The organism is Pseudomonas sp. NPDC087639 (assembly GCF_044743385.1).
Taxonomy (GTDB): Bacteria; Pseudomonadota; Gammaproteobacteria; order Pseudomonadales; family Pseudomonadaceae; genus Aquipseudomonas.
In genome coordinates this window covers 1-26114 of sequence record NZ_JBIUWI010000043.1, presented here as the reverse complement: position 1 = coordinate 26114, position 26114 = coordinate 1, and the positions used below count along the sequence as shown (strand labels likewise).

Sequence of the window (26114 nt, the reverse complement as noted above, 5' to 3'; positions counted from 1 at the left end):
GCGAGCCTGCTCGCGAATGCGCTGGATCAGGCACTGTGATGCTGAGGCTGCCGACGCTTTCGCGAGCATGCTCACTCCTACAGGGGCGGTGTCAGGCCGAAGTTTTTTTCGGTGGGATTGGATCGGGATCGAAGGTATGCGGCGGCGCGACTTGCAGGGTCGTCACCGCCCCCTGCGCCGACAGTGAATAAGTCACTTTCGAAATCAGCATGTCGCCCTCAAAACCGAGCACCGGATCCGTGACCTTGACCAGCGTGTTGTGGCGCCACAGACCACCGTTGGACTGACGCCAGCCCTGCACTTGATAAGTAGTGGACTGCGCCCTGCCCATTCGGGTGGCACTTTCCCACTGGGCACGTTGCTGGGCCAGCTCAAAGGTCAGTGCAGTGCCCTCGTTGATGATCGTGGTGCGCCGGCGCTTGAAGGTCAGATCGGCCGCGGTGGATTCAACCTCGCTGACCGCCGCCCCGCTCTTCTTGTCGGAGCCTTTCTGCTGGCCGATCACCCGGTATTCGGAGAACACCTGGCTTTGATCCATCGGTGCGTTGGCGGACAAAATGTTCTTGCCCAGCTCCAGCGCATCACTGGCCCGACCACCACTGCCGGGCTTGGCCAGCACCAGCCGGCCCTGCTCGTCATCGGTGGAAAACACCCGGAAAAGAGAGAGCAAACGGTCGATCGACTGAAACACCGTTTCACCCGGCACAATCGTGTGTTTGGCCAGCCGCGATGTCTCGGGGATCTCGTTGACGACCATCAGCGAGTACTCCATCGCCAGCGCCTGCACGATGGTCAGCAACGGTTGTTCCTGCCATTGACCGGGCCGGTTGGTGGCGGCGCAATCGACCAGGTCCTGAGTCTTGGAACTGCCCTCGATACTCAGGCTGATCTGCCGGCCGTCATAACGAATCGGCGCCTTGAACACGTAACCGGTGAGCACCAGATCCTTGCCGATCTTCACTTCGCACGGGTCGCCCGGTTTGATCCGTTGGTCCACCGTCTGCCCCGGCCATTGCCAAGTGATGTCGAGTTTGAAGGTACGGAACTGGCGCTCCAGATCAGCGCTGATTTCCACGCTTTTCCAGCCGCCGTATTCCATGTTGTTGACCGTCAGCGTGACGCGGTTATCCATCTCGCTCATGGTTTACTCCCTGGACACTTTCACGTCGTTGGGTGAAAAGCCCGGATGGTTCATCTTGTTGCTCTGAGTCACTTGAGTCACCCGTGTGGCATCGGCAAATTGCTTGTAGGCCACGACTAGCGCCGGCAGGCTTTCCTGGAACGACTTACTGACCTGTCGCACACCGGATGACGCCACTGCCTTGAGATGCGCAATCAGCGCTTCCTTCACATCATTGATTGCCTGGTGATGCTTGGGATCGGCCTTGTCCAGCATCGGATCAATGGCCGCCCCGACAGCCTTCTGCAGAGCTTTCATCTCATCGGTCACCGGCACTTCCTGACGGGTCACCGGTTGATTCGCCTGCTGAGCCAGCGAAGGTGTCGATGACAGTTTTACCGCAGGGGTCGCCACCGGCATTGACGCCACCCACTGCGCCACTTTGACCAGCAGAGTGTCCTGCACCAGATCGGCCATGGCTTGTGCCGCTGCGTTGGTGTCCTTGCCGGTGGTGATCTTCGGCGCATCAGCCTTGCGGATGGCTTCGAGTTGTTGGGACACGTCGGCAATCACGCCACGGTAGCCCTCCTTCGCGAATTCCTTGAGCTCCTTGATATCGCCGAGCAAGCCCTTGAACTCCGCCGCCACTTCCTTGGGCAGTTCCTTGACCGCTTTGACCAGTTCGGTGATCTGCCGGTATTGCTCGATCAGCGGTTTGAGCTGCTCCTTGATCACCTCATAAACCCCGGTGAGGCTGTTGCGCAGATTGGCGATGCCGATCCGCGCAGCCTTGATCAGGGTCATCGCCTGTTCGAACCGCGCTACCGCCGAACCCAGCAGCGTGTCGGCTTTCGACAACAAGACCTTCTGGGTGCTGACGGTGGCGGTCGGAAATGGCAGCGGCTGATCGGGATAGAACTTCAGCGCAAACGTCACCAACCCGCCGTCCTGGCGGGTGTGGGTCATGTCGCACTCGCCGACCTTGACTTGCAGGCGGCCGAGCCACGGATGCACCAGTTCACCACTGCCCGCCTCCAGTGCCTTGAGCAGCTTGTCGCGCTGCTCCAGGCAATCAGGGCCGATGATGAACGCCGTCAGATCGTGGGTCTTGGCCTGCTGGCCGAGGTCCTCGAAAAACGGCAGGTCACGCTGCGGGTACTCATGCAACTGACCTTTACGACCGACCGGGGTTTTCGCCTGATCGATCCAGAACCCGACACCGCGAAAGGATGCCGGCAACAAACGGTCACGCCAGTTCATTGGAACCTCCTGCCGACAGCGAGCGATAGCCGATGCGCGAAGACAGCGCCAGGCCCGGTTGATTGGTTTGCGGTTGATCGGTACGCAGCCCCGCCGGCGCATTTTCGAAGCGCACGGTCAGGCCGCCTTCGAGTTGTGTGCGGTTGTTGGCGGCGCTTTGCTGGATCAGGGTATTGGAGGTTTGCGACAGTGAGCCGGCCTGCATCGGCGGTTTTTCCGGCAGATGCCCCGGTGTTGCCAGGTTTCCCGGTACCGACAACTCGCTAGAGGTCGGTTCACTGCTGCCCTTGAAAAACACCGGCGCCAACTCGCCTTTGCCTTCGGCATTAGTCTTCATCTGAGCCTGAGTGAAGACATCCACGCGGGCCTTGGCATCGGCAATCAGCTCGCCGAAACCGCCGTTGAAAAACGCCTTGATCGGTGCGATGGCGTCCTGAAACTTCTGCGCCCACTTTTCAATCCAGGCGGTAACGGGTGCCCAGTTCTCGATGATTTTTTCCAGTGGCGACCAGCCCAACTGCTCTCGAATAATCGCGTACATCGCCAGGAACGGCAGCTTGATGTAATCCCAGATCGCCGTGAACACACTGACCACTGTGCCCCAGATCGCCTGGATCACCTCAAGCGGTGACCAATCAAAGAAGCTCTTCAGAAAGGCCTGCACGGGTACCGACACCGCCCTGAGCAAATCCCAGATCGATGCGAACAACCCCACCAACGGCATCCAGTTATTGATGATCAACCCTTGCGGCGAGTAGTTGAACCAAGTCTTGAAGAACTCGATCACCGGCACGGCAACAGCCTTGACGCCCTCCCACAACACAGAGAAAAACGCCGTAACCGGCCCCCAGTTGCTGATCAACTGTCCCAGCGGCGTGTAGCCGAACATGGTCTTGAAAAACTCCGCCATCGGGATGACAACCGGGGCAATCTTTTGCCAGAGGCCGATGAAAAACGTCGAGATCGGTTTCCAGTAAGCCACGATTAAACCGGCGGCCAAGGCAATGCCTGTGGCAATCAGCATGATCGGGTTGGCCTTCATCACCATGCTCATGACATCGAACACCTGGGTCGCTCCGGCCACGGCGGTTTGCATCGCTGAAAACGCGATGGCCCCCGCCGCCAGCCCCTGCACCAGCTCCGGGTTGTCATCGAGCAAACTGCCGAACCCCGTCAGCATCGGCTCAAGTCCAACGACCACGGCACCGACCGCCGGCACCAGCGCGGCATTCACCGCATTGGAAACCTTCTCCATCGAAGCACTGAACACGTTCATGTTCTGCGCCGCGACTTTCGGCGCGCCAGGCAGGTCGACGGTTTTCGCCGTCTCGCTGACTTCAGTCAATTTCCCCTGAAAGGCTGCCGCCGATTTGATGCCGTCCACGAACGGCGTGATCACGCTGCCGCCCTTGAACAACCCGCTGATATCGAGTTTGCCCAGACCGGTCTGCTCGAGGTTTTTCTTGAAGCTCTCGACCTTGGCCCGAAGGGCACCGAGTTTGGGCGACAGCTCATCGATGCCAGTAATCAGCACCGAGGTTTTCGGTTTGCTATCTGTGTCTGCCATCACTGCACCTGCTGCATCGCATTGATCCGTTGCGCGTGCTCCAGCGATTCGCGGAGCACATCCAGTGGCCTGGCCATCATCTGTTCGGGGTCAACCTTCCAGAACCAGGCCAGGTCATAGGCGACTGCGATCAGGTCGGTGATGGCGCCGACGCCGCACTCATGAAAAAACTCGCAACGGCCCAGCTCAGCGCATTGAGGTCCGCCAGATCGAGCTGGTTGACCGACGACGGCGGAATGCCGGCGCACACGGCGATGTATTTGGCCGCCACGTCCATGTCGAGGCTGACCTCTTCGCTCTGGTCGATCTTGTACGGCAGCGCCTTGATCGCTCGCCCTTCCTGCACCGTCGCCGGCGCAGGACGAGTTCGGTCAGGGGCTCGCCGTGAGCTTCGATCGCAACCTGAAGCTTCACGGCGCCGCTCATTGCCAGGTCCCCTTGATGCCTTCGAACTTCAGTTCGATGGTGGCGTCATCGCCCTTGGAGACTGGCTCCTCAACCAGGTACGCACCGGCCAGAACATAGACTTTGCCGTTGCTGAATTCGCAGGTGACGGTGATGTCGGTGCCTTCGATCAGTTTCTTCAGCGGGAAGTCGGCGGTGTGCAGCGCGGTCACTTTGAACGACGGCGCGATGTCGGTTTCCTTGTAGAAGCCGGGTACGACGGTTTCGCGTTTTACGGCCATCAGCGGGGCTTCGCAGCCGCCGTTGATAGTCAGTTGCGCGCCGTCGACCTTGACGTAGCAGGTGCCTGCAATCAGTTGACCCATGGTGTTACTCCCTTGAATAAAAAAGCCCACGCGAGGTGGGCTGAATGCTTGACGCTAAACGCGGTTATCAAGCCGCGTCGTCGTACTGCAGACGGAATTGGTTGAGCAGTGCGAACACGCGCAGACCGTTGATGTAATCAGGCGGGAACAGCACGTTCACGCGGCTCGGGTCCTGCACGTCGCGCTCAACGATAAGGTGCTCGGCGAACAACTCGGCGTTCTCGACGTGGCCTTCCAGTTCGAGCTTGGCGTACTGGGCGATCAGCTCACCGCGAATGGTGCTCGGGGTGACGATGGGCTGGCCGGCGCCGAAACGGGTGCCGTCGGAGGCCAGTTTGTGCCGGCCATATTTGCTGGTGATCACGCTTTGCAGACGACGCACGATGAACGCCGACTGGTGCATGGTTTCGCTGTCCAGATAGGAGTTGTCGGCCTGGCCGTAAGCGTTTTTCTGGTAGGTGGTGATCGAACGCTGGATGCGCACGTAACCGCCTTCGTAGTACGCAGTGGCGATGCCGTAGTTGAGCAGCGACTGACGCTCGGTCAGGGTGAAACGCTCGCTCGCTGGCGCAGGATCGACACCCGGCAGGCTGCCGCTCTGGGTCGGACGGCTGGCGTCGGCGGAGATGAACACCGCAGTGCGCGCAGCCAGTGCAGCCGCTTGTACCCAGAACGGTTGCGGAACGCCCGGCTCCAGCGCCTGAATGGTCATGTGCTGGTCGTTACGCGCCTGACCGGCCGCCACCAGAGTGCCGACGGTGCCGCGCTTGGCGCTATAGACGTGACCGAACAGTTGCTTGGCCCAGGACCAGCGACCAGTACTGTCATCCATGACCGCTTGCCAGGTGTTGAGGGTCGACAGATCCGACCAAGGCAGTGCGATGAACTCGAATGGCTCGTCACCCAGTGCCGCAACGGCAGCGATCTGATCCGGCACGCCGGCGCCGCCAATCATTGCAGTGATCGCCGTGACCAGACCGGCCGGGGTTTCTTCCCCGTTGCTCTTGCCCAGGCGATTGAATTGCAGGCTGATATCGTTACCACTCTCGCCAACCCATTTGGCGTTCACTGTCACGACACCATCGACAGCTGCTGCGCTCACCGGCAGATCGGCCGTGGCGTTGATTTTCTGCGCCAGCGCAGTCGCTGCTTGAGCGGCGGTAGCACCGTTGACCACGGTGGCTTGCACACGCACACCACCAACATACAGGTTGAGTACGCCAGCCTGAGTCGCGGTGCCGGTCAGGGTCAGCACGCCTTTGGCGATGGCGCCTTCAGCGTTGTGCAGCGGCAGGCACCAGATCTCGCCGATCGGGTCAGCCTTGCGGAAGGTCTCGTACATCGAAGCGAGCATGGAACCTTGGCCGCCGATGCTCTTGGCCAGCGCCACGCTGGAGACCAAAACCAGTTTGCCGACTTCAGTCGGGGCGATGTTGTCGTTGACCTGAGCCACGATCAAACGGCGCATGGTCGAGCTCGCGCTATTGGCGGCCGAGTTGTCCATTTCGGCATAGAACAGCGGTACACGAATGTCCGCGGGGATGTTGCTGAATCCGATCGCCATTATTTGGCTCCCTGTGGTTTAGCCGCTTTTGCGGTTTTGAGTGTGATATCGCCGTCGGCCAGACGTCGGCGCCACCAGGCGCTGTCCAGCACTTCACGGCCTTCGAGAGGCAGCAGATCGCCCGCCTCCGGGTCTGGCACGGCACGGCCAGCGGCCGGCACTACGGTGATGCGATTGCTCATGGGGTTACGTCTCCAGAGAAAGTCAGTTCCACGCGCCCATCGGGGCCCGGGCGTTTCAGGTTGGGGTCGGCCGGGTCGATCGCATCGACCCGCACCGTGACCCCGGTAAAGGACGACAAACCGTCCAGTTCACGTTCGTGCCAACTCTCCGCAGGCTGACTCGGCAGATTGCGACCGAGCTGGAACTCGGCAAAAAAGCGCAGCCGATAAAAGGCGCGACTGCTGTTGATCGAGACCAGTTCACCGCCGTCGTAGGCGATGGCGCTGTAGTCGGTATCGGGTTTGAAACCCACCAGTGCGCGCCACAGTTCGGCGCGCAGGTCGTGCAACAGATCCAGCGCTTTTGTAGCGTCGGTGGCGTCAAGCACCAGGACAATTTCGAAGCGGTCGCGGATCGGTTGCGAGCTGAGGTTTTGTGCGGTGCTGTTGCTGGCCAGATCGGCCAGCGGTGTGACGTGGGCCGAAGGTGTCGGCAGATCGGGCTTGCCTTGCAGCAACGCCAGGTCGACACCCACCGCGATGTGATTGGCAAGGCTTGGGCATTGCGCACGCAACTGCGTGAGGATCGGGGTGATCTTCATGGTGGTGTTCCGGAATTAGAGGGAGTTAACGCAGAACCCAATGTGGGAGCGAGCCTGCTCGCGAAAGCGCTGGGTCAGTCGCCATCAATGTTGGCTATGCCGGTCTCTTCGCGAGCAGGCCGCTCCCACAGGATGTTGTGGAGGGATCAGGCATTGGGATCGAGGCCGGTTGCCTCGATCAAGCAGCGGTAGCTTTCCTCACGCTTGCCGCTGGCGGTGACTTTTTCGATCGACCAGCGACCGCGCATGAAGTCTGGCCAGGTGTCATCGAGCACCAACAGGCCTTCGGCAGCCAGCAGCGGATCGCCCGGACAGGTGACCCTCAGCTTGTATTTCTCGCGCAGCATCTTGCGCACTTCGGCTTCGCCGATGGCTTTGGCTTCTTCTTCACTGGCCTGTTTCTGGCGAATGACCTTGTAGGGCTCGGAACCGGTTATCACCTCGCGCAGTTTGCCGGCGGCGATGTCCCAGAAGCAGGTCTTGCAACCCTGATTCTGAGTACGAGCGGTCTCTTCCAGTGTGGCGCTGATGAAGGCGTGATCACCCGGTCGATTGTTACTGGTCACCGACAGCCTGACGTCCGGTATCACCTGGCCCGACAGGTTTTTGAGCTGCGCAGGTTTCGCCAATACGTAGAGGTCGTTGCACGGTTTGGCCACCGCGTCGTACTTAAGCGCCAGTCGCGTGATGAAGCTCATGTCGGTTTCGTTCGACTGATCAACATGAGCAATCCGGATCAGCGCCAGCTCGGGATCGACGCGCGGCGAAAAACCGTGCGGCGAGACCAACTGGCGAAACAGTGCGCCAAGGGTTATGGGGCCATGACTGACCGTGCGCCGTTCCTTGAATCGGGTCTCATCCTTGCCGCTAAAAGGCGCTGCGGTAGCGACCAGCGTCAAGCGCAACGGGAACAGCGTCGGGGTCAGTCGAGTCACCTTGAACTGGCCCTTTTCGACCAGCCCGGACTCCAGATAGCCAACCCGCAGGCCGATTGTTCCGCCCAGAGTCGGCAAGCCTTCAAGGCCTTCCAGGTCGATCACCAATGTCAGTTGATCGGACTCCATCCCGGCAGCATCAATGTGCTCCCAACTGATCAGACGCTGGTTCAGCAAGGCGTGGTTGGCGCCGTAGATTTCGATCGCCGGTGTAAATCCCTGTGCCATGCAACCTCCTTAGTCCCAAGCCAGAACCGGCTTGATTGCGGCCGGTTTGCTGTCGAGCTCCGGCAGCGTCACCCAGACACCTGCCGGCAGGATCGAGCCGTGCTCGGCCAGGGTCGGGTTGAGTGTCCACAGGGCTTCTTCGGCGCTGTCATCGCTGCGACCGGTTTCGCGGTACAGCAACAAATTCAGCGAATCACCGGCCACGCTTCGTACCTTACGCATTGTTGAACTCCGACAATCCGATCACCCACTTGATCACCATCGCGGTGCCGTCATCGATGACCTCGCTCTGGTTTTCATCGATGCTGTTGATTCGCCACAAACCCCAGTTGCGACCAATGCCGTCAATCAACGGCAGCGGTACTCTCAACGCTTGCAGCGCACGCAGCTCATCGAGCCGCTCCATGGCCACGGCGTACATCGCTGTGCCGCCGATGGTCAGGGTTTCGGGCTTCTGTCCGGTCTGATGGGATTTGGGTTTACTGGTGAGAATTGGCAGTTCCGTCCAGCCACCGTCGGACTTTCGCGCCAGCGTGCTATAGGCGAAATTACGCGACAGGCCGAAGATGAAACTGCCCAGCGCCATTTGTTGTTTCATGTACCGGCTCCGTCAGTCAGGGCTGCATCACGACGCGTCCCGAGTGGGTTACCGCCCATCAGCAGCGGCATGAATTGGCCATGGAATTGACCGGAAATCTGTTGCTCGATAATCGAATGAATCTGTTGGGCAGTGTCGGGGGCAGGACAGGTGACCTGGATCGTCGGAGAGAAGGAAACCTGCTGATTTTGCGTCTGTGCGCCAGCTAGGTCTTTGGCGACTTCGGCCGGCGGGGCGAGTTTGTCCGGCGCGGTAGTCATCAGTTTCTCCCCCAAAAAACCTCCCCCTTCAAAGCCCAGCCATCCCCCGATCAGTCCACCAATGACACTCCCAAGTGCCATGCCCGGCGCCAGCCCGGGACTTCCCAGGGTCGCGCCCATCGAGCTACCGGTAAGCGCGCCGGCCCACGCACCACCGGCGGCGCCGAGGCCTTTGCCAATCTGTTGTTTGTCACCGCTGGCAACACCTTCGGCGACCATGGAGGCCCCCATCAGCGCCTTCATCGGCCCGGGCATTGCACGCGACACCGGCTGTATCGAGGCAACCAAAGGCTCCAGCCTCGGAGCAGCAGACCTTGCAGTCTGTTCCAGTATCTTCAAACCGTTGCCGGCATTTGCTGTCCGGCTGGCAAGAGCAGCTCCCTGCGTTTCAGCCACGCCGGTCACTGCAGCTGCTGCGGATGGGGCGAGCCCTGAACGACCGGGGAGCCGACTGGCAGCTTTATCCACGATCCCTTTGCCAACCCGATCTTTCATCTCCCCGACAACTGCATCGAGCACGAAATCGAACACCGGTTTGATCCAGGCTGCCGCCGTCAGAGCCACTCCCGTGGTTTTCGGATAGGTTTCGGCCAGTTCGCTCAGTTGGTCTACCGAATGACTCTCACCCGGCGTTTCGATATCGGGCGCCAGCGCATTGCCTTTGGCGACCGACAAGCGCTCCTCACGGGCATTTTTTATGTTCAACTGCCCCTGCTGGGTATTGGCAAGGGCCATCGCGGACTCTCTGACCGAGCCTTTTTCCTTGAGCTTCGATGTCGCGTACAGGCTCTTGTCGCTCACCTGCAAGAAGGCATCATTCACCTTGCTCAAGTCCCCGGACAACGAGAGCGCCGCACTGCCACTGTCCGCAAACAATGTCCGGGACAACGTCGAGCGCTCTTCCGGTGATTTGTTATTCAGAGCCGCCAGTACCGAGATAACGGCGCCTTTCTGCAAGCCCTTGTGCTCGGGATCGCGCATGGCTTGCGCGACTGCCTTGGGATCCAGGCCTAATTGATTCCAAGCAGCCTTTTCAGCCCCGGACGCTTGATCGCCCTTGGCCAACGCATCGGAAATGTTCTTCAGTGCGCTACCGGCATCGTCTTTCTTCAGGCCGCTGTTCAACAGCGCCGCCGACAACGCCGCCGCTTGTTCGGGTTGAAAGCCTGCGCCGACGGCAGCTTCACCCGACTGCTGCAAGACAGAACCGATAGCCCCTGCCTGGACATCTCCGGGCATTTTGCCGAGATGATTGGCCGCATCCGCCAAATCAAGGGCTTGATCGCGCGAAAGCTTCATCGAGGTGCGCCAGACCTTCAACATTTCGCCGGCTTCCAGCCCCGTAACCTTGAATGCCGATGCAGTGATGGCCGCATCGCTGGCAAACGTCAGCAATTCGCGTTTCTTGCCCTCGTCGTTTACCGCTTCGCTGCCGACTCCCGCCTTGGCTGCCAGGGTTTCAATCTTGACCAGCTCGACCCCGGTAGTGCCTCCGGCAGCCACCAAGGTGGCACTGGCCATTTTCAGGCTCGTGAGTGCCATGTCTTTCCCGTCGTCGCGGGAAAGCTGCGCCACACTCGCAAGAGTGGCCGCAGCCGAATCCATGGCAATCGCTGCCTTGCGCGTCTCGGGAAGCTCAGCTCCCGTGGAAGATTTTTCCGGTGTTTTCTGCCCACCGGATGACTCACTCTTCGCTTCGGCACTCGCTGCCTGTGGCAACGCACGCAATGCGGACAGAGTCACGCTCAATGCATCGATTGCCGTCGTCAGCAGCACGATTCTTCCGCTGGCCGTCAGCAATGCCTGGCGCAGCCCGCTGATCTGCTCCACGGCAAGCCGCCCCGCACCTGCGTTCAGCGCGGCAACGCTCAGGGTGATACTGCCAAATCCTGCGCCGGCGCTGTCACCGACATTCATGGGCGAAAATTTGCTCTCTGCCATTGCCGCTCTACTCCTGTTTCACGCCAAGGCGAGTGATCGCTATGTCGTAGCGGCGCAACGCCTTTGCGGCGTCCCATTCCAGAATTTCCGCCTCACTTACCGGGTAAATGAGCGGGACGATATCGAGGATTACTTCGATGTCGCGTTCCGAAAGTAGGCCGCCGGCTGGTTTAAAAAATCGTCTATGCGCACCTGTAGCTGAGTCCAGTCAGGGACGGTCAACTGCGCCAGATCGGGGATCATCAGACCGGTGCAATGGGCGGTGATGAACTCGGCGCGTTCCTTGGCCGTTTTCAGTTTCTTCATCACTTTGGTGGCGCGCAGTGCCGGCATTTCCAGCGACAGCGAGGTCACGGTGCAGCCGGTGACTGCGAGCGGTTGCAGCAGCTGCACCTGATCGGGATCGGCGGATTTTTCCGCGTCTTCGACCTGGTCGAGAAAGTACGAAGCCGGGCGAGTCGACATCTCGTGCACGTACTGGGCGATGCTCACATAGTCCGGGCGTTTGAGCTGGTCTAGCTCTTTGATCGACAGGCCGGTGGCGAGCAGCGCCAGCTCGAAGAACTGATCGTCTTCGTCATCGCCAGCGCGTTCCAGCGCTTCTTTCTGCGCGGCGTAGAACAGCGGTTTGAGTTGGATCTGCTCGATCTGCGCGCCGTCATCGCCGGTGATTGGCGACAACAGGTCATGCTTGGGTGGCATCCACGACATGAATGAATTCCTTGGTGATTCTTAGGGGGGGTGTTGCTCATTTGCAGCCAGTCACACTGGCCCAAGGTGGGAGCGAGCCTGCTCGCGAAAACAGTCTTACAGTCACATCAATGTTGAATGTGATGGCCTCTTCGCGAGCAGGCTCGCTCCCACAGGTTCTGCGGTGTGTTTACGGCATCAGCACCGCACGACGGGCATCACCGAGAATGTCGACGCCGTTGAGCACGAACTTCTGGGTGCGCACGTCGATGTCGATCACCGGAATACCGTTTTCCAGGCGGGTGTAGGTACGGCAGGACAATTCCAGGGTGGTCTTGGGTTTATCACCCATTTTGATCACGCCTTCATCGAGAATCTTCAGCTTGCCGCCGACGGTGTGGTAGGTGAACCACGTGTTGCCGTCCTGATCCTGACCGGCTTCACGCACGTTCAACAGAATGTCATCGCCGAGCTTCACGCCCAGTGCGAGCATGATTTCCGGGCCAGCGCCCTGCAGGATCAACTTGGCGCCAAGCGCCTTCGCGCTTTTGGCCATTTCTTCGACGATGAAGCGTCCGCCCGCCATGTTTTCCATGTCGAATTCGATCTTCGGCGGGGTGAATTCCTCCACGGTCGCCGACAGCGGCAAGCCTTGCAGGGTGGCCGCGATGGCCTGGCGATTGCGGTTGGTAAACATTAGAGAACGTCCTCCAGGAACTGCTCGATGATTTCATCGCGGGCGTTGAGTTGATAAACCATGTGTTCGTTCGGCGCGTAGCGGCCGTAGTCGATAACCACGTACCAGGTGCCGTTCTTGTACTTCTCGACGCTGTTGAGTTCCGGGTGCAGATAGACGCTGCCGCCAGGAATGGTTTCGTCGGCGACCAGGGTTTGCAGCCAGTCGTTGATGCGCTTGACCTCTTGATCCATGAAGGACTTGGTGAGGTTCTTGGCCATGGCTTTCTGGCCGGCCTTGACCAGCTTGCGGCTGATCGCATCTTCGAGGCCGACGTAGCTGATGAACTTGCCGGTGATCGAGCGGTTACCCAGCAGCGAGAAGCCGCCGAGCACGGTGCGGGCGTAGTAGCTGACGCCGTAGCGGTTGAGCAGATCGCCTTCGGTGGAGGTGTCGAGGATGTTGTATTCCACGACGCGGGAAACGTCTTCGGAGTAGGTCACCTGGTTGCCCGGGCTCTCCCACTGCTTGACCTTGGCCAGCGCGGCAATCGCCAGGCTGGACGGTGCAATGAAGACGTTTTTCTTCGCCGCTTTCGAGTACACGGCCGGCATGTTGTGCACTACCAGGCAACGGTCGAAACCGAGATCGGCGCCGCCGAGTTCCTGGCTGTAAGTCACTTGATCAGCGACCGAGGCGTCCTTGCCATCCAGTACCACACGAGCCTTGATGCGCTTGCCGAACGAGGCGAACTCGCTGGCCACCGCTTTGGTGCCGGTGAAGCCCGGCGCGCCGATAATGGTCAGGTCTTCCGGGACACTGCCCAGTGCGGCCAGACCGAGCTTGCGGCCAGTCGCCGGCTCGACGCCGCCGATCACTGCGTTGACGGTGTCGGCCGGAGTCGCGCCCGCTTCGACAATCACCACATACACCGGCACCTTGACCACTTTGAGGATCTGGTAAACCGCGTGATACAGGGTGCCCTCTTCCGAACCGGTCGGATCGAGCAGCGCATGGGTGGTGAAGCTGTTGATGCGGAACGGGGCGTTACGCGGAATCAGCGGATCGGCTTTCGGCGCGGTGCCGACCAGACCGATGACATTGTCACCCAGGCCACCCATGGCCTCGGGGGATTCAGTGGCATTGACGGTAATGCCGTTGTGCTCGAAGTTCAAAACCTCAGCCATGTTCAGTCAGCCTTCTTGGCAGCGGCCTTTTTGGCCTGGGTGGTAGGTGTTTTCAGTTCCAGTCGACCGGCGGTGTGCAAGGCACTGGCCTCGACGTCGAGCAGATCAAGGTCTTGACCGACGCTCGACCAGTGCCCACCGCCGGTGGGGAATGGAACGAGCACGGTGTAGGTTTGGCGGGTTGCCATTTTTCGTTTCTCCATAAACGGGAAAGCCCCTCGTGGGAAGGGGCTTGGCGGGTGTTGGGTATTATTGGACAGATAAGAAAACGCCCCGGGTTCCGGGGCGTTTACTGAGTCTGCTCAGCGATCCAGGAAGGCACGATCGGACGTGCTTCTGCCGATGGAAAATCTGGCGATTGGGGCCAGTCGCGCAAGCTGCGAATGTAGATCAACAGTTCGCTGAATTGCTCAGTTGTCAGCGATGGTGTCTGGTTCAGATCGAGTTGGTCGCGATGACGCTCACGCAACCAAAGAACAGTGTTGATCTGTTCGTCTCGCCAACTGCGTTCCAGCTTCTCTCTCTCTTCTGAAGTCAAACCCGGCGGATCAATCAAGATCGGCAGTCCGCTTTCATCCAGACTACGGATTTTTCCGAGCATGGGATTGGCGAAGACTTCCTGATAGAGAGCGTCACTGATTTCAATCACGTCATCCGGCATCACCGAATGCACACGATCCAGATAAGTGCAGTCTGTTGATTTGCTGTAATAACGCATTTTTAGTTACCTATGGCCAGATAGCGGAAGTTCGTTGTCGCCACATTGCCCCAAGCGGTGAAGCCGGTCGTTACTGGACTTACACCCAATGAATGGGCACCACCGCCGCCATCAGTAGCTATCATTTGAAAAACATTGTTGCGGAAGGCAATCGGGAAACTGAAGTTTGCGGATGTCCCCGGCATATTCGCCAATCCCCATTGCAACATCAGGCCGCCAAGCCACGATGGGAAAATGATGTATCCATTGGCGGCAAGGCTGATCTCGAATCCGAGGCGCAGTTTTTTCGGTGAAACAATGACTGTGTCGTCGGTTCCGGCGTTGGTTTGAATCTGCGTGGCAACCTTAGCGGTGCCTTGACTCGTTTCAGTCGCTTGCTGTGCCAAAGCGGCCAACGCAGCAATGTCGATGCTTCCCTGATTGATCGGCGCGTTCCAGGCCTTGATGCACCACATGACGGAGAGGTTGCGTGGGCGTGTGACACCGCCCTCGACAGGGAACTCGCCTACGCTGAGGTTGGAGGCGGTATAAGTAATTCCGACGCCCGGATAATCGGTAGAGCGATAAATATCCGCTTGAGCCTGCGCGGGACTGCAGCGCAGGATATCGACCGAAGCACCACCGGGAGTGTTACTGTCGAAAGCCGTCAAAGTGCCAAGTTGATAACTGCCAATTACCCGAGCAGGGTCCGCTCCGCGTCCATGATCCCAGCCACGCAAGAACTCGCCACGCGATTCCGGCAAGCGGAAGTTACCCGCGCCCTCATTACCCTTGTTGTAAGTGGTGCCGAGATAAGCCGCCAGATCCGGATACGTCGCAATGCTCTGCACACTGCCGTCAAGCTCCAGATAACCAGGCGCAACAATCCCGGTCGGGAATGCCAGAACAGCTCCCACTGGAACGGCGGACTTGAGCCGTTCGACTTCCTTGGCCAGTGCGGCTACGTCGATGGTTCCCTGATTGACCGGGGCGTTCCAGGCTTTGATGCACCACATAACGGCGATGTTGCGAGGGCGGGTTTCAACCCCTCCAGCAGCGTTCGTTTGCACACTATTCTGAGTTCCGAAATCCTGAACAAAGTTGCGAGTAACGGTTCCTGCTGCAAACAAATCAGTGACTAACTCGTAAACGGTCGCATGAGCGTGCGCTTTTATTTCGTCAGCCTGCCGGCTGCCCATCGCGCGCCCAACATCGACGCCGCGCCCATGATCCCAACCACGCAAGAACTCCCCACGCGCCTCAGGCAGTCGGAAATCCCCAATACCCTCATCACCCTTGTTGAACTTGCCGCCCAGATAAGCGCTCAAGTCCGGGTAAGTAGCGCTGCTCTTGACGCTGTTATCCAGCTCCAGAAAACCGGGTGGCGGTGCATCAACCGGGAACGCGACAATCGAGCCCACCGGCAACGCCGACGCCTTGGCAATCAACGCTTCAACTTCAGCCTTCGTGTACGAATCCTTAATACCAAAACCGGCCAGCGTCTCAGGGTTCGCACCCGCCGTCGCGCGGCCATATTCATCAACGGTCAGACTCTTGTAAGTCCCGGCAGCAATCCCGGTGCGCCCGGCCAGCATCTTGAACGTCAGCGCGGTAGTGCCGAGGGTGATCGGCGCATTGGTAGTCAGGTGCCACAGCGAATCACCGTTCGCCGTGCCCTCCTCCACCATCACCGTTAGCCCCGGAGTGACCTTGGCGCTGCTGTTGGCATCGCTCGCCCGCACCCAGTCACCGTTGGCGACAATCCACAGACCGTTATCCTTGGCCAGCGTCTGATTCGGCAGCAACACACGATCACCGGCAACCACCGCCACGCCGTCGATCTGCTGCGCGCCGCTCAGCACGACGTTGGCAGTCGCGGCAACACGCACCGACTGTTTGCCATCCAATTTGCCAAGTTCTTCGGCGAGGTAACTCATGACCCACGCACGGGTAGCCTTGACCACCGTGTCATCAATCAACAACGTCACCAGCGACGCATTGCTGGTCTCGAAGATCGAGCGAATGTAGAACTCTTTGCCCGAGCCGGACGTGGCCAAAACCGGCTTGAACGACTCCGGATATTTGACGATGGCGTAGAGAATCCCGGTATCGGTCCACAGCCCTGCCTCACGCACATACCAACCGCCAACATCCGGCGGAATGGTCACTTCAGCGAGCAGCCAGCTCGGATTTTTCTCGTCCTGGAAGAGTGCATTGAGCGGCCCGCGCCAGACTTCGCGTTTCAGCGCCGTAGCCGTCGCGGCCGGGTTGTAGATCGAGCCGCCACCGTCGCCGACGGAAATCTGCGTCAACTTGATCGGCGTGCCCGCGGCCTTGCACGCCGTTTCGTAGGCAATCCCTGCATTGGTGAGCAGGGTGTAATAGTCAGCCATTCAGGCCCCCTGAGGATAAATTGTGGATGTTTCGACGGTGTACATACCAGCGGCCATGAACGCCTCTCCCGAGGTTTCGAGCCCTTCGATGAACACCGGATAAACCGTGGTCAGCTCGCCGCAAAAGGTCGCGGCGCCGATGTAATGGCTGCCGAATGCGCTCAACCCGACCGAGACCGACAGCACATCCCGTTCACTTTTGGCATCGGCCAGGCGTCGGTCGAGACGGGCGTCGATTTCTTCGCTGTAGGGTTGTTCGCTGAAGGCGCGTACGGAGAAGCTGTAAGGCGCGCCGGGCGGCGTCTGTTCGTACCAGGCGCGGATTTCCGGACGCAGTTGCAAACCTTTGGCGGCGTTTTCCAGTGCCTTGCGAGTGCCGGCCTGGCGTGCGGTGGGCCAGGCGAGTTCGACGGTCAGGCGTTTTTCCGTTTCAGGCGCGGCGGTACTCCATTCGGCGACGCCGCGATCCGCTGCGAGATACGGCAGAAATGCGACCGGCGTTTCGCTTGGATTCATCAGCTCGGGGAACGGTGGCGCGATGCGATCAAGCAGCGCGCCGAAGCCCAGATCCAGACCGCGCTCGAGTGCCGAGCTGTTGGCCGGCAACAAGGTCGGGCGTTGCGTTGGCTCACTCATAGCGTCAGCACCTCGACCTCGACTGCCGTGCAGTACGGCGCCTGAAACGCAGTCGTCACGATCGGCGCCAGCGGTTCCAGAATCTGCAATTGCACGGCGCCGGCGCTGTGCAGCGTGTAGTCGATCCAGCTCGGATCGACCCGCCCTTCGAGGCGATGACAACTGTCGGCGTAAGCCTGCAATTGTTGCTGCGCAGCGACTTGGGTCAGGCCCGAATCGGGGCCGGAATTGATCTTGGCGACGACGCGAATTTTGTAGCGCTGGATCTCGGCAGCCTTGACGGTGACCAGATCGGTTTCCGGTCGCACATCGGGCCTGGCGAAATGTTGGCGGACGCCTTCAAGCAATGCCTCGGATGGCGTGCCGTCAGCATCCCGCGCAAGCACGGTGACCTGTACTTCGCCCGGCGCGGTGCGTCGTCCATTGCCGTCCTTGACCTGCGCGGCGAGGCCATCCGGGTTGAAGGTGTAAGTGACATTCACCACACCGGCATCGGTGGATTCGACTTTCACCGTCGGCCGTTCGCCGAGGGTGAACACCTCGCGGCGATACTGCATCCGCGACCCCGCCGCCGGTGCATGGGGCGCCAGGTAATAACGCAACCGGGCGTCGTCGTCGCTTTCGTAAATCGCCGGTACTGGCGGGAATGCGGCGGGATCACCCGGATCGAGCAACTGCCGCTCCAGGCCCATGTCCGCCAGCCGCGCATCGAGATTGCTGCCGGTCGCCCACCACGCCAGCATCTGCTTGATGCGGGCGTTGTATTTACGCTCGTGGGTTTGCAGCCGAACGCAGAAGGCTTCCAGCGCCAGGGTCAGCAGTTCGCTTTCGTTTTCCAGGCTGTTCTTGAGTTTCGCTGCGCTGTCCGGCGAGCGGACGCCGACGTATTCGATAACGAAGGTCTTGAACTCGGCGAGCAGGTCTTCGAAGGCGTCGACGGCGATCAGCGCGGGTTCGGCCAATTGGTTCTGGCCGGGGATCAACATGCTCATGTCACGACCTCGAAGGTTTGTTGACGGTTTTTCCAGGTGCCGGCGAAACGCAGCAGCAGACCGGCGCCCTGACGGCTGGCGACAATCACTTGCGGCTGAAAATCATCGATGCCGTTTTGCTTGTTGTAGAACGCTTGCGCTGCGTGGCTCTGAGCCAGAAGCAAAACGTCGTCGCCGAGGTTCTGCCCGAGCAGCGAGGGGATCAGCGAGCCATACAGGGGCCGTTTTTGCCGGGTGCCCAGCGGCGTGGTCAGAGCCCGGGTCGCGCGCTGCACAAACTGCAGCCAATCGTCGACCGTGGCCCCGCTGTCTCTATCGATTCCGATCATGGGAAGCTCTTGAATCAGGGGCTGATGACGCGGCCCTGGTGATCGACCAGCGGGCCGCTGAAGTGAACGCCCGAAGCGTCGATGGTCAGGCCGACGGCGCCCAGTTGCAGGTTGATGGCCTGCGGGTTCATCGCCAGTCGCGCCGGGCCGATGCTCAGCTCAAGCGATTCGCGAGAACCGCTGAACGTTGCCGGACCGTTCTGCCAGTGAAGGGTGTGCGAGGCGTCGTCGTAACCGCTTTCACTGCCGTCCGGATGTACGCGGCGCGTCAGCGTCGGTACGGTCGAAGTCGGCGGAAAGCGATCACTGTTCAAACCGAACAACGCCACCGATTGCGCACCGCTTTCACCGCTGCCGTAGTTGAACAGCAGACACTGCTCACCCACGGTCGGGATCCGCGATTCGCTCTGCGCTCCGGCGCTCGGATTGAAGAACTTGATGGCCGGCGTGAGCAGTCCACCGTGGCTGACCGTGCAGGTGTTGCTCGCCGCGTCGACTGTCTGGCAGACGCCGATGCGGCAGTAGCTCTCGGCACGCCGATGCAGGTCTTCGATTTCCGCTTCCATCTCGGCCAGGCGTTCGATGATCGGGCCCAGTTGCATACGCAGTAATGCGTCGAACATCGGTCACGCCTCCAGCGCGGTGTATTGGTCGGGGTCGTCGATATTGCTGACTTCCCAGGTACGGGCGAATTTCGGCGTGCCGAGTGGATCGTCGAGCAGGGTCGGGCCGAGATAGAGGGTCTGGTTGAACGTCAATGTCCAGGCCTTGTATTGCTGATCGGCGCGGATGAGTAGTGAAGGCAAGCCATCAATATTCATCGGCAAATCGCATTGATCGCCAGGCAGATTCCAGCGGTTGTCGGTGATCAGGTTTTTCAGCACGGCGATCAGATCGCAGGCGGCAAATGCCGTGGCGGAAAGCGCCGGGATGACTTGCAACGACAACGTCATGACATGAGCGATACGCCCATCAGCGGAGCGAACTCCCGACGCATTTCGGTCAAAGTCGATCAGCACCCAGGCCTGATCGCCGGGAGCATTGAAATCATCTTGATTGCCGACACTGAGGGTGAGTCCTGCGGTGTTGCGCAACGTCGTCGCAATGGCTGTGAACAATTGCGACGGCTGCTGGATCGGTGTGGGCATACATGACCTCCTTTTCAATCGTCCACGCGAAGCCCTGCCGCCCATAGGGCGGCACGAATAACATTCAAGGTTAAGGCTGGTCGCGGGGTGGAACTTCGCAGACGCCGATGCGCTTGGCAGCCCAGCGTTCGTATAGACCGATAGCCACGTCGGCGCCAGCCATTGCTGTCAGGCAGCCGAACGCGCCGGCGGCCCAGATCGACAATCCTGCGGCATACAGCAGCATGATTGCCGAGACGCCGCAGATCATGCAGGCGCCGGAGCGCAGGGCCAGGCGCCGCAGCAATGACCAGCCGCGGGCGCCTTCCTTGTCGGCGCGCCACATTTCGCCGGACACCCCGCCCACTACGGCGAGTAGGATGACCAGCCAGATCGGCATGTCCGCCAACGCTTGTTGCTCGCTTGTCATGTCACGCCTCCTGGGGGTGATTGATGAATGGTGTGTGTTGGGTTCAATCGTTTTCTCTGGAGGTAGGCATTCCAAAAAGCCCGGCAAATCCGCCGGGCTTTTCAGTAATGCGCTCCTTCGCCCTTCCTTTAAATCCTGTGTTCAAAAAAGGAAGCTGACTTTTCGGCGCTACTGGCGCGGTACGAGTCCATTCAAATTGTTTTTCCGACCGCGGTCCCTGCCCGCCGGATAACTGCTTCTGGTGCTTTACGCTGCACACCCGGGTCAGTTGCCAACCCTCTGAACCGTTGAGGCCGGTTCATCGCTGCCTGTTCTTGTGGAACTAAAGAGCTTTCGTTTCCAGCCGCTTTGTCGAGCGGCTTGGTGGCAATAGTATGCATGGATGCATATACAGTCAATGCGTAAATGCATTTATTTATGCGCAAGAAATGCGCTGACGCATGCATGCCGCATAAATCGTGGCGTTGAGGGTTTTGCGCAGGCGAAAAAAAACCCGCCGATGGCGGGTTTTATCTGACCGGGTCTGCTTAGCGGGCGTACATGCCCCACCAGAAGACGTGACCGAGGATGACGATCTGCTCTTCCTGGATTTCCTGGAAGGTGTAGTCCTCGTCCGGATGTTCGTCGCGATTGAAGCTGCGCAGGCGGATACCGGTAGGCAGGCGATAGAGTTGCTTCACCCGCAACTGGCCGTTGTGATTGATCGCGTACAGGTCGCCATCAATGATGTCGCCAATACCGCACTTGCCCGCGTTCACGCCGACCGTGGCGCCGTCACGCAGCACCGGCAACATGCTGTTGCCACGCACCGTCACGCACTTGGCCTGATCGAATTGCACGCCGTTATGGCGCAGGCTGCGCTTGCCGAAGCGCAGGCTAGAGCGCTCGCTCTCTTCGATGACGAATCTTCCTGATCCAGCTGCCAATTCAACCTCACGAAGGAAGGGCACCGACACCTCGTCATCATCGACAGGCGTGTCGTCGTCCCACAGCATTATGTCCTTGAGTTCCGCATGCACGTCATCACGCGCAGCACCGGCAGACGGCGCAACATCCGCGCGCCCGCGCAACTGATCGGTGCTTACATTGAAGTACTCGGCGATTTTCGAAATGTGTTTATCCGAAGGATCGACGATCTTCCCGCTGAGAATCCGCGAGAGAGTGGATTGAGGCACGCCGGTGCGACGATGGAGCTCCGTGGGGGAGATCCCGTGCTGGTCGAGCAGTGCTCTTAAGACGGAGGATACGTTGCGTTTTTGCATAACGCGCATAGTGCTTGAAGTTTTTCGCGAAGACAAATGCTGATTTGCATAAATTGTGCATAAACACACAAATCATGGGCAAAAGTGTCAGCGGGCCGTCATGCCTGCGTCGGATAGACCGCCATGGTAATCTTGCGCCCATCGCGGAAAAGCCCGGCGGATGCCCCGCTTTTGCCCTACACCTTTGAACGAGTTGCCTGACAATCCGATGAATAAAGCCGTCTCCGACCTGTCCTCCCACACTCCGATGATGCAGCAGTACTGGCGCCTGAAGAACCAGCACCCGGATCAGCTGATGTTCTATCGCATGGGCGATTTCTACGAAATCTTCTATGAAGACGCGAAGAAGGCAGCCAAGTTGCTCGACATCACCCTGACTGCGCGCGGGCAGTCGGCGGGGCAGGCGATTCCGATGTGTGGGATTCCTTACCACGCGGCGGAAGGGTACCTGGCGAAACTGGTCAAGCTTGGCGAGTCGGTGGTGATCTGCGAGCAGGTTGGCGATCCAGCTACCAGCAAGGGGCCGGTTGATCGTCAGGTCGTGCGGATCATCACACCGGGCACGGTCAGCGATGAAGCCCTGCTCGATGAACGCCGCGACAACCTGATTGCTGCTTTACTGGGTGACGAGCGTCTGTTCGGTCTGGCGGTGCTGGACATCACCAGCGGCAATTTCACCGTGCTGGAGATCAAGGGCTGGGAGAACCTGCTGGCGGAACTGGAGCGGGTCAACCCGGTTGAGCTTTTGATCCCGGACGATTGGCCGAAGGATCTGCCGGCGGAAAAACGCCGTGGCGTGCGTCGTCGTGCGCCGTGGGATTTCGAGCGTGACTCGGCGCTGAAAAGTCTCTGCCAGCAGTTTTCCACACAAGACCTGAAAGGCTTCGGCTGCGAAACCCTGACCCTGGCCATCGGCGCCGCCGGTTGCCTGTTGGCCTACGCCAAGGAAACCCAGCGCACCGCCCTGCCCCACTTGCGCAGCCTGCGCCACGAACGTCTCGACGACACCGTGGTACTGGACGGCGCGAGCCGGCGCAACCTGGAACTCGACACCAACCTGGCCGGTGGACGCGACAACACTCTGCAATCGGTGGTCGATCGCTGCCAGACCGCCATGGGCAGCCGCCTGCTGACCCGTTGGTTGAACCGTCCGCTGCGCGATCTGACTGTATTGCTGGCGCGCCAGACCTCGATCACCTGCCTGCTCGACGGTTACCGCTTCGAAAAGCTTCAACCGCAGCTCAAGGAAATCGGCGACATCGAGCGCATTCTTGCGCGGATCGGTCTGCGCAATGCCCGTCCGCGTGACCTCGCGCGCCTGCGTGATGCCCTCGGCGCGCTGCCGGAACTGCAAGTGGCGATGACCGATCTGGAAGCGCCACACCTGCAACGCCTGGCAACCACCACCAGCACTTACCCGGAACTGGCAGCGCTGCTGGAAAAAGCCATTATCGATAACCCACCTGCGGTAATCCGTGATGGCGGTGTCCTGAAAACCGGTTACGACAGCGAACTGGATGACCTGCAATCGCTGAGCGAAAACGCCGGGCAGTTCCTGATCGATCTGGAAGCGCGGGAGAAAGCCCGCACCGGCCTGTCCCACCTGAAAGTCGGCTACAACCGCATTCACGGCTACTTCATCGAGCTGCCGAGTAAACAGGCGGAATCGGCTCCGGCGGACTACATCCGGCGCCAGACGCTGAAAGGCGCCGAGCGCTTCATCACGCCGGAACTGAAAGAGTTCGAAGACAAGGCGCTATCCGCCAAGAGCCGCGCCCTGGCGCGCGAGAAGATGCTCTACGAGGCGCTGCTGGAAGATCTGATCAGTCAGTTGCCACCGTTGCAGGACACCGCTGGCGCGCTGGCTGAGCTGGATGTGCTGAGCAACCTCGCCGAACGTGCGCTGAACCTTGATCTGAACTGTCCGCGCTTCGTCAGCGAGCCGTGCATGCGCATCACCCAGGGTCGTCACCCAGTGGTTGAGCAGGTGCTGACCACGCCGTTCGTGGCCAACGACCTGAGTCTGGATGACAACACGCGCATGCTGGTGATCACTGGCCCGAACATGGGCGGTAAATCCACCTACATGCGTCAGACTGCTCTGATCGTGCTGTTGGCGCATATCGGTAGCTTCGTGCCAGCTGCCAGTTGCGAACTGTCGCTAGTCGATCGGATCTTCACCCGGATCGGTTCCAGCGATGACTTGGCCGGTGGCCGTTCGACCTTCATGGTGGAAATGAGCGAAACCGCCAACATCCTGCACAACGCGACCGAGCGCAGTCTGGTGCTGATGGACGAAGTCGGCCGCGGTACCAGCACCTTCGACGGTCTGTCGCTGGCATGGGCGGCGGCTGAGCGTCTGGCGCACCTGCGTGCCTACACGCTGTTTGCGACTCACTATTTTGAACTGACTGTTCTGCCGGAAGCCGAGCCGCTGGTGGCCAACGTGCATCTCAACGCAACAGAGCACAACGAGCGCATCGTGTTCCTGCACCATGTGCTGCCGGGGCCTGCGAGCCAGAGCTACGGCTTGGCGGTTGCGCAACTGGCCGGTGTGCCAAGCGAAGTGATCGTGCGTGCCCGCGAGCACTTGAGCCGCCTGGAAGAGACGGCATTGCCGCATGAGGCACCGAAACCAGCCGCCAAAAGTAAACCGGCCACGCCACAACAGAGCGACATGTTCGCCAGCCTGCCGCATCCGGTCCTGGATGAGTTGGCTAAACTGGATATCGACGACATGACGCCACGCCGTGCGCTAGAAATGCTCTATGCATTGAAGAACCGGATATAAGCACTGAAGAAGCGGATATAACGCAAACGGCTTCAAGCTGTTAGAATCTCGCGCGGTTTGGGATGCTGCTGGCTAATAGCCTGGCCAGCAGGCATCGCTCCCAAACCTGGCGACCCCAACCGTGAAGGGGCAACGCTGCCGCCGCCTGAGGAGAAAATTAGAAATGACCTTCGTCGTCACCGACAACTGCAGCAAGTGCCAGTACACCGACTGCGTAGAAGTCTGTCCGGTGGACTGCTTTTACGAAGGCCCGAACTTCCTGGTCATTCACCCGGATGAGTGCATCGACTGCGCCCTGTGCGAACCAGAATGCCCGGCCGTAGCCATTTTCTCCGAGGACGAAGTTCCGGAGGAGATGCAGGAGTTCATTCAGTTGAACGTCGAGCTGGCCGAGATCTGGCCGAACATTACAGAGAAGAAAGAATCGATGCCGGATGCCGAAGAGTGGGATGGCGTCAAAGGCAAGATCAAAGACCTCGAACGCTGATCTGCCTCGCGTTCAATAAAAAGGCCCCTAGCGGGCCTTTTTGCTTTTCCGGGATTGCTTTTTTGCAGACAAAAAAAGGGGCGGTTTGACCCGCCCACATTTTTTCCCTATTCCCTGTGTTCCTTTTCATCGTCCTGATGAATCGCGTCCTGCGATGTCCTTTCCCCTCGTCCTTGAAGGGCGTGTCTGTCCGTCGACACAACCCAGATACTAAAGAGTTCCCTGCCAAGAGCAATTGGCGCTGGAGACTGGAATGGGCTGTCACAAGCACTTCATATTAATAAATAAAGATATAAATCAATAAGTTAGAAAAATACCGCAATCAGAATAGACGTCTGCCACCGTGCAAATCTTGCGAACACTTACGAAAGAGTAAGCCGAAGCTTACACCGAGAGACTACAAATGATGGAAATGCTGACCGTATGTCCGGCAACAAAAAACCCCGAACCAGTCGGGGCTTTTTGTGGGCGGTGGTTCGATGCGTTTACTGGAATAACGACTCGCTCGACAGGCCATTCTTCTCGAGAATTTCCCGAAGGCGCTTGAGGCCCTCCACCTGGATCTGTCTCACCCGTTCCCGGGTCAGGCCGATCTCAAGGCCTACGTCTTCCAGTGTGCTGCTCTCGTGGCCGCGCAGACCGAAGCGGCGAATGACCACCTCGCGCTGCTTGTCGGTCAGCTCCGACAGCCATTGATCGATGCTCTGCGACAAGTCGTCATCCTGCAGCAGTTCGCATGGATCGGTTGGCCGATCATCCGTCAGGGTGTCCAGCAGGGTTTTATCCGAATCCGGACCCAGCGAGACGTCGACCGAAGAAACCCGCTCGTTCAGGCCCAGCATGCGCTTGACCTCGGCCACTGGTTTTTCCAGCAGGTTGGCGATTTCTTCGGGTGAAGGTTCGTGGTCGAGCTTTTGCGTCAGCTCCCGTGCAGCCCGCAGGTACACGTTGAGCTCCTTGACCACATGAATCGGCAGCCGAATGGTCCGGGTCTGATTCATGATGGCGCGCTCGATGGTTTGACGAATCCACCAGGTCGCGTAGGTCGAGAAGCGGAAACCGCGTTCGGGATCGAACTTTTCCACCGCGCGGATCAATCCGAGGTTGCCCTCTTCGATCAAATCCAGCAGCGACAACCCCCGATTGACGTAACGCCGGGCGATTTTGACCACCAGCCGCAGGTTACTTTCAATCATGCGCTTGCGCCCGGCGGGATCGCCACTTTGCGACAAGCGCGCAAAATGAACTTCTTCCTCCGGGGAGAGCAATGGGGAAAAGCCGATTTCGTTGAGATACAACTGCGTGGCATCGAGTGCCCGCGTGTAGTCGATGTACTTATGTTGTTTAAGTGAAGCGGAGTGTTTGGATTTGGAACGAACGGAAGGTGGAGCAGCCCCTTCATCATTCGACA

27 protein-coding genes and 1 pseudogene are annotated in these 26114 nt (G+C 59.5%); 2 read left to right on the top strand and 26 right to left on the bottom strand.

The annotated features are described in order from the left end of the window. Positions 1-91: 91 nt before the first annotated feature. The 25 genes and pseudogenes from ACIOVB_RS18115 to ACIOVB_RS17995 form a co-directional block, all read right to left on the bottom strand. On the bottom strand, positions 92-1141 hold the full coding sequence (locus tag ACIOVB_RS18115; RefSeq protein ID WP_401269989.1) for a phage baseplate assembly protein: 1050 nt from the start codon (positions 1139-1141) through the stop codon (positions 92-94). 3 nt (positions 1142-1144) lie between these two features. Next, a complete protein-coding gene (locus ACIOVB_RS18110) occupies positions 1145-2380 on the bottom strand; it encodes a DNA circularization protein (protein ID WP_401269986.1) in 1236 nt (411 codons plus the stop codon). Beyond that, the gene (locus ACIOVB_RS18105; protein WP_401269983.1) at positions 2367-3947 is read right to left on the bottom strand and encodes a phage tail protein; all 1581 of its coding nucleotides are present in this window, start codon (positions 3945-3947) and stop codon (positions 2367-2369) included. Before ACIOVB_RS18105 ends, ACIOVB_RS18110 begins: the two co-directional genes overlap by 14 nt. A 130-nt stretch (positions 3948-4077) precedes the next feature. Further along, positions 4078-4373, bottom strand: a pseudogene (locus ACIOVB_RS18100) (phage tail assembly protein). Then, the gene (locus tag ACIOVB_RS18095) at positions 4370-4717 is read right to left on the bottom strand and encodes a phage tail tube protein (protein WP_007908779.1); all 348 of its coding nucleotides are present in this window, start codon (positions 4715-4717) and stop codon (positions 4370-4372) included. The pseudogene ACIOVB_RS18100 and the gene ACIOVB_RS18095 overlap by 4 nt, the downstream one beginning before the upstream one ends. Before the next feature lie 67 nt (positions 4718-4784). Further along, positions 4785-6281, bottom strand: a complete 1497-nt coding sequence (locus ACIOVB_RS18090; protein ID WP_401269980.1) for a phage tail sheath subtilisin-like domain-containing protein — start codon at positions 6279-6281, stop codon at positions 4785-4787. Beyond that, positions 6281-6463 carry a DUF2635 domain-containing protein gene (locus ACIOVB_RS18085; RefSeq protein WP_095188872.1) on the bottom strand — a complete coding sequence of 61 codons (183 nt, stop codon included), beginning with the start codon at positions 6461-6463 and terminating at the stop codon, positions 6281-6283. Before ACIOVB_RS18085 ends, ACIOVB_RS18090 begins: the two co-directional genes overlap by 1 nt. Continuing rightward, complete coding sequence (locus ACIOVB_RS18080) at positions 6460-7044, bottom strand: hypothetical protein (protein ID WP_401269977.1); 585 nt, start codon at positions 7042-7044, stop codon at positions 6460-6462. The genes ACIOVB_RS18085 and ACIOVB_RS18080 overlap by 4 nt, the downstream gene beginning before the upstream one ends. Positions 7045-7190: 146 nt before the next feature. Beyond that, the gene (locus tag ACIOVB_RS18075; protein WP_401269974.1) at positions 7191-8207 is read right to left on the bottom strand and encodes a phage late control D family protein; all 1017 of its coding nucleotides are present in this window, start codon (positions 8205-8207) and stop codon (positions 7191-7193) included. A gap of 9 nt (positions 8208-8216) precedes the next feature. Continuing rightward, positions 8217-8429 carry a tail protein X gene (locus ACIOVB_RS18070; RefSeq protein WP_100847353.1) on the bottom strand — a complete coding sequence of 71 codons (213 nt, stop codon included), beginning with the start codon at positions 8427-8429 and terminating at the stop codon, positions 8217-8219. Further along, positions 8422-8805 (bottom strand): phage tail protein, encoded by a 384-nt coding sequence (locus ACIOVB_RS18065; protein ID WP_401269971.1) that lies wholly within the window; start codon positions 8803-8805, stop codon positions 8422-8424. Before ACIOVB_RS18065 ends, ACIOVB_RS18070 begins: the two co-directional genes overlap by 8 nt. Then, positions 8802-11006 (bottom strand): phage tail tape measure protein, encoded by a 2205-nt coding sequence (locus ACIOVB_RS18060; RefSeq protein WP_401269969.1) that lies wholly within the window; start codon positions 11004-11006, stop codon positions 8802-8804. Before ACIOVB_RS18060 ends, ACIOVB_RS18065 begins: the two co-directional genes overlap by 4 nt. Positions 11007-11135: 129 nt before the next feature. Beyond that, positions 11136-11717, bottom strand: coding sequence for a phage tail assembly protein (locus tag ACIOVB_RS18055; protein ID WP_401269966.1), 582 nt, complete (start codon positions 11715-11717; stop codon positions 11136-11138). A 169-nt stretch (positions 11718-11886) separates the two neighbouring features. Then, positions 11887-12393, bottom strand: coding sequence for a phage major tail tube protein (locus ACIOVB_RS18050; RefSeq protein ID WP_095188865.1), 507 nt, complete (start codon positions 12391-12393; stop codon positions 11887-11889). Then, positions 12393-13559: a phage tail protein gene (locus ACIOVB_RS18045; RefSeq protein WP_401269964.1), complete on the bottom strand. Its 1167-nt coding sequence runs from the start codon at positions 13557-13559 to the stop codon at positions 12393-12395. The genes ACIOVB_RS18050 and ACIOVB_RS18045 overlap by 1 nt, the downstream gene beginning before the upstream one ends. Positions 13560-13561: 2 nt before the next feature. Then, the gene (locus tag ACIOVB_RS18040; protein ID WP_003222199.1) at positions 13562-13747 is read right to left on the bottom strand and encodes a hypothetical protein; all 186 of its coding nucleotides are present in this window, start codon (positions 13745-13747) and stop codon (positions 13562-13564) included. 101 nt (positions 13748-13848) lie between these two features. Next, complete coding sequence (locus ACIOVB_RS18035) at positions 13849-14277, bottom strand: phage tail protein (protein WP_401269961.1); 429 nt, start codon at positions 14275-14277, stop codon at positions 13849-13851. Between the two features lie 2 nt (positions 14278-14279). Then, positions 14280-16649 carry a phage tail protein gene (locus ACIOVB_RS18030; protein WP_401269959.1) on the bottom strand — a complete coding sequence of 790 codons (2370 nt, stop codon included), beginning with the start codon at positions 16647-16649 and terminating at the stop codon, positions 14280-14282. After that, positions 16650-17285, bottom strand: coding sequence for a phage tail protein I (locus ACIOVB_RS18025; protein WP_221732474.1), 636 nt, complete (start codon positions 17283-17285; stop codon positions 16650-16652). After that, a complete protein-coding gene (locus tag ACIOVB_RS18020; protein WP_401269957.1) occupies positions 17282-18277 on the bottom strand; it encodes a baseplate J/gp47 family protein in 996 nt (331 codons plus the stop codon). The genes ACIOVB_RS18025 and ACIOVB_RS18020 overlap by 4 nt, the downstream gene beginning before the upstream one ends. Then, positions 18274-18606, bottom strand: a complete 333-nt coding sequence (locus ACIOVB_RS18015) for a phage baseplate protein (protein WP_095188860.1) — start codon at positions 18604-18606, stop codon at positions 18274-18276. The genes ACIOVB_RS18020 and ACIOVB_RS18015 overlap by 4 nt, the downstream gene beginning before the upstream one ends. 14 nt (positions 18607-18620) lie before the next feature. Further along, complete coding sequence (locus ACIOVB_RS18010) at positions 18621-19229, bottom strand: phage baseplate assembly protein V (protein WP_401269954.1); 609 nt, start codon at positions 19227-19229, stop codon at positions 18621-18623. 3 nt (positions 19230-19232) lie between these two features. Beyond that, positions 19233-19754 carry a hypothetical protein gene (locus tag ACIOVB_RS18005; protein ID WP_187679134.1) on the bottom strand — a complete coding sequence of 174 codons (522 nt, stop codon included), beginning with the start codon at positions 19752-19754 and terminating at the stop codon, positions 19233-19235. 70 nt (positions 19755-19824) lie between these two features. Then, a complete protein-coding gene (locus tag ACIOVB_RS18000; protein WP_038357950.1) occupies positions 19825-20163 on the bottom strand; it encodes a phage holin family protein in 339 nt (112 codons plus the stop codon). 527 nt (positions 20164-20690) lie between these two features. Next, positions 20691-21425: an XRE family transcriptional regulator gene (locus tag ACIOVB_RS17995; RefSeq protein ID WP_095191963.1), complete on the bottom strand. Its 735-nt coding sequence runs from the start codon at positions 21423-21425 to the stop codon at positions 20691-20693. A 208-nt stretch (positions 21426-21633) separates the two neighbouring features. On the opposite strand from ACIOVB_RS17995, the gene mutS reads away from it, so the two are divergent. Both mutS and fdxA read left to right on the top strand, forming a co-directional pair. After that, positions 21634-24216, top strand: a complete 2583-nt coding sequence (mutS, locus tag ACIOVB_RS17990; RefSeq protein WP_401269950.1) for a DNA mismatch repair protein MutS — start codon at positions 21634-21636, stop codon at positions 24214-24216. A 163-nt stretch (positions 24217-24379) separates the two neighbouring features. Continuing rightward, complete coding sequence (gene fdxA, locus ACIOVB_RS17985; protein WP_401269947.1) at positions 24380-24703, top strand: ferredoxin FdxA; 324 nt, start codon at positions 24380-24382, stop codon at positions 24701-24703. Positions 24704-25188: 485 nt separating this feature from the next. On the opposite strand, the gene rpoS is transcribed toward fdxA, so the two are convergent. Continuing rightward, the coding region (gene rpoS / locus ACIOVB_RS17980) for an RNA polymerase sigma factor RpoS (RefSeq protein WP_401269944.1) at positions 25189-26114 on the bottom strand (926 nt) is incomplete at its 5' end.

Bases quoted from the DNA above. Each gene is read 5' to 3' on its own strand.
- ACIOVB_RS18115 (WP_401269989.1), bottom strand. From the start codon at position 1,141: ATGAGCGAGATGGATAACCGCGTCACGCTGACGGTCAACAACATGGAA.
- ACIOVB_RS18110 (WP_401269986.1), bottom strand. From the start codon at position 2,380: ATGAACTGGCGTGACCGTTTGTTGCCGGCATCCTTTCGCGGTGTCGGG.
- ACIOVB_RS18105 (WP_401269983.1), bottom strand. From the start codon at position 3,947: ATGGCAGACACAGATAGCAAACCGAAAACCTCGGTGCTGATTACTGGC.
- ACIOVB_RS18095 (WP_007908779.1), bottom strand. From the start codon at position 4,717: ATGGGTCAACTGATTGCAGGCACCTGCTACGTCAAGGTCGACGGCGCG.
- ACIOVB_RS18090 (WP_401269980.1), bottom strand. From the start codon at position 6,281: ATGGCGATCGGATTCAGCAACATCCCCGCGGACATTCGTGTACCGCTG.
- ACIOVB_RS18085 (WP_095188872.1), bottom strand. From the start codon at position 6,463: ATGAGCAATCGCATCACCGTAGTGCCGGCCGCTGGCCGTGCCGTGCCA.
- ACIOVB_RS18080 (WP_401269977.1), bottom strand. From the start codon at position 7,044: ATGAAGATCACCCCGATCCTCACGCAGTTGCGTGCGCAATGCCCAAGC.
- ACIOVB_RS18075 (WP_401269974.1), bottom strand. From the start codon at position 8,207: ATGGCACAGGGATTTACACCGGCGATCGAAATCTACGGCGCCAACCAC.
- ACIOVB_RS18070 (WP_100847353.1), bottom strand. From the start codon at position 8,429: ATGCGTAAGGTACGAAGCGTGGCCGGTGATTCGCTGAATTTGTTGCTG.
- ACIOVB_RS18065 (WP_401269971.1), bottom strand. From the start codon at position 8,805: ATGAAACAACAAATGGCGCTGGGCAGTTTCATCTTCGGCCTGTCGCGT.
- ACIOVB_RS18060 (WP_401269969.1), bottom strand. From the start codon at position 11,006: ATGGCAGAGAGCAAATTTTCGCCCATGAATGTCGGTGACAGCGCCGGC.
- ACIOVB_RS18055 (WP_401269966.1), bottom strand. From the start codon at position 11,717: ATGTCGTGGATGCCACCCAAGCATGACCTGTTGTCGCCAATCACCGGC.
- ACIOVB_RS18050 (WP_095188865.1), bottom strand. From the start codon at position 12,393: ATGTTTACCAACCGCAATCGCCAGGCCATCGCGGCCACCCTGCAAGGC.
- ACIOVB_RS18045 (WP_401269964.1), bottom strand. From the start codon at position 13,559: ATGGCTGAGGTTTTGAACTTCGAGCACAACGGCATTACCGTCAATGCC.
- ACIOVB_RS18040 (WP_003222199.1), bottom strand. From the start codon at position 13,747: ATGGCAACCCGCCAAACCTACACCGTGCTCGTTCCATTCCCCACCGGC.
- ACIOVB_RS18035 (WP_401269961.1), bottom strand. From the start codon at position 14,277: ATGCGTTATTACAGCAAATCAACAGACTGCACTTATCTGGATCGTGTG.
- ACIOVB_RS18030 (WP_401269959.1), bottom strand. From the start codon at position 16,649: ATGGCTGACTATTACACCCTGCTCACCAATGCAGGGATTGCCTACGAA.
- ACIOVB_RS18025 (WP_221732474.1), bottom strand. From the start codon at position 17,285: ATGAGTGAGCCAACGCAACGCCCGACCTTGTTGCCGGCCAACAGCTCG.
- ACIOVB_RS18020 (WP_401269957.1), bottom strand. From the start codon at position 18,277: ATGAGCATGTTGATCCCCGGCCAGAACCAATTGGCCGAACCCGCGCTG.
- ACIOVB_RS18015 (WP_095188860.1), bottom strand. From the start codon at position 18,606: ATGATCGGAATCGATAGAGACAGCGGGGCCACGGTCGACGATTGGCTG.
- ACIOVB_RS18010 (WP_401269954.1), bottom strand. From the start codon at position 19,229: ATGTTCGACGCATTACTGCGTATGCAACTGGGCCCGATCATCGAACGC.
- ACIOVB_RS18005 (WP_187679134.1), bottom strand. From the start codon at position 19,754: ATGCCCACACCGATCCAGCAGCCGTCGCAATTGTTCACAGCCATTGCG.
- ACIOVB_RS18000 (WP_038357950.1), bottom strand. From the start codon at position 20,163: ATGACAAGCGAGCAACAAGCGTTGGCGGACATGCCGATCTGGCTGGTC.
- ACIOVB_RS17995 (WP_095191963.1), bottom strand. From the start codon at position 21,425: ATGCAAAAACGCAACGTATCCTCCGTCTTAAGAGCACTGCTCGACCAG.
- mutS (WP_401269950.1), top strand. From the start codon at position 21,634: ATGAATAAAGCCGTCTCCGACCTGTCCTCCCACACTCCGATGATGCAG.
- fdxA (WP_401269947.1), top strand. From the start codon at position 24,380: ATGACCTTCGTCGTCACCGACAACTGCAGCAAGTGCCAGTACACCGAC.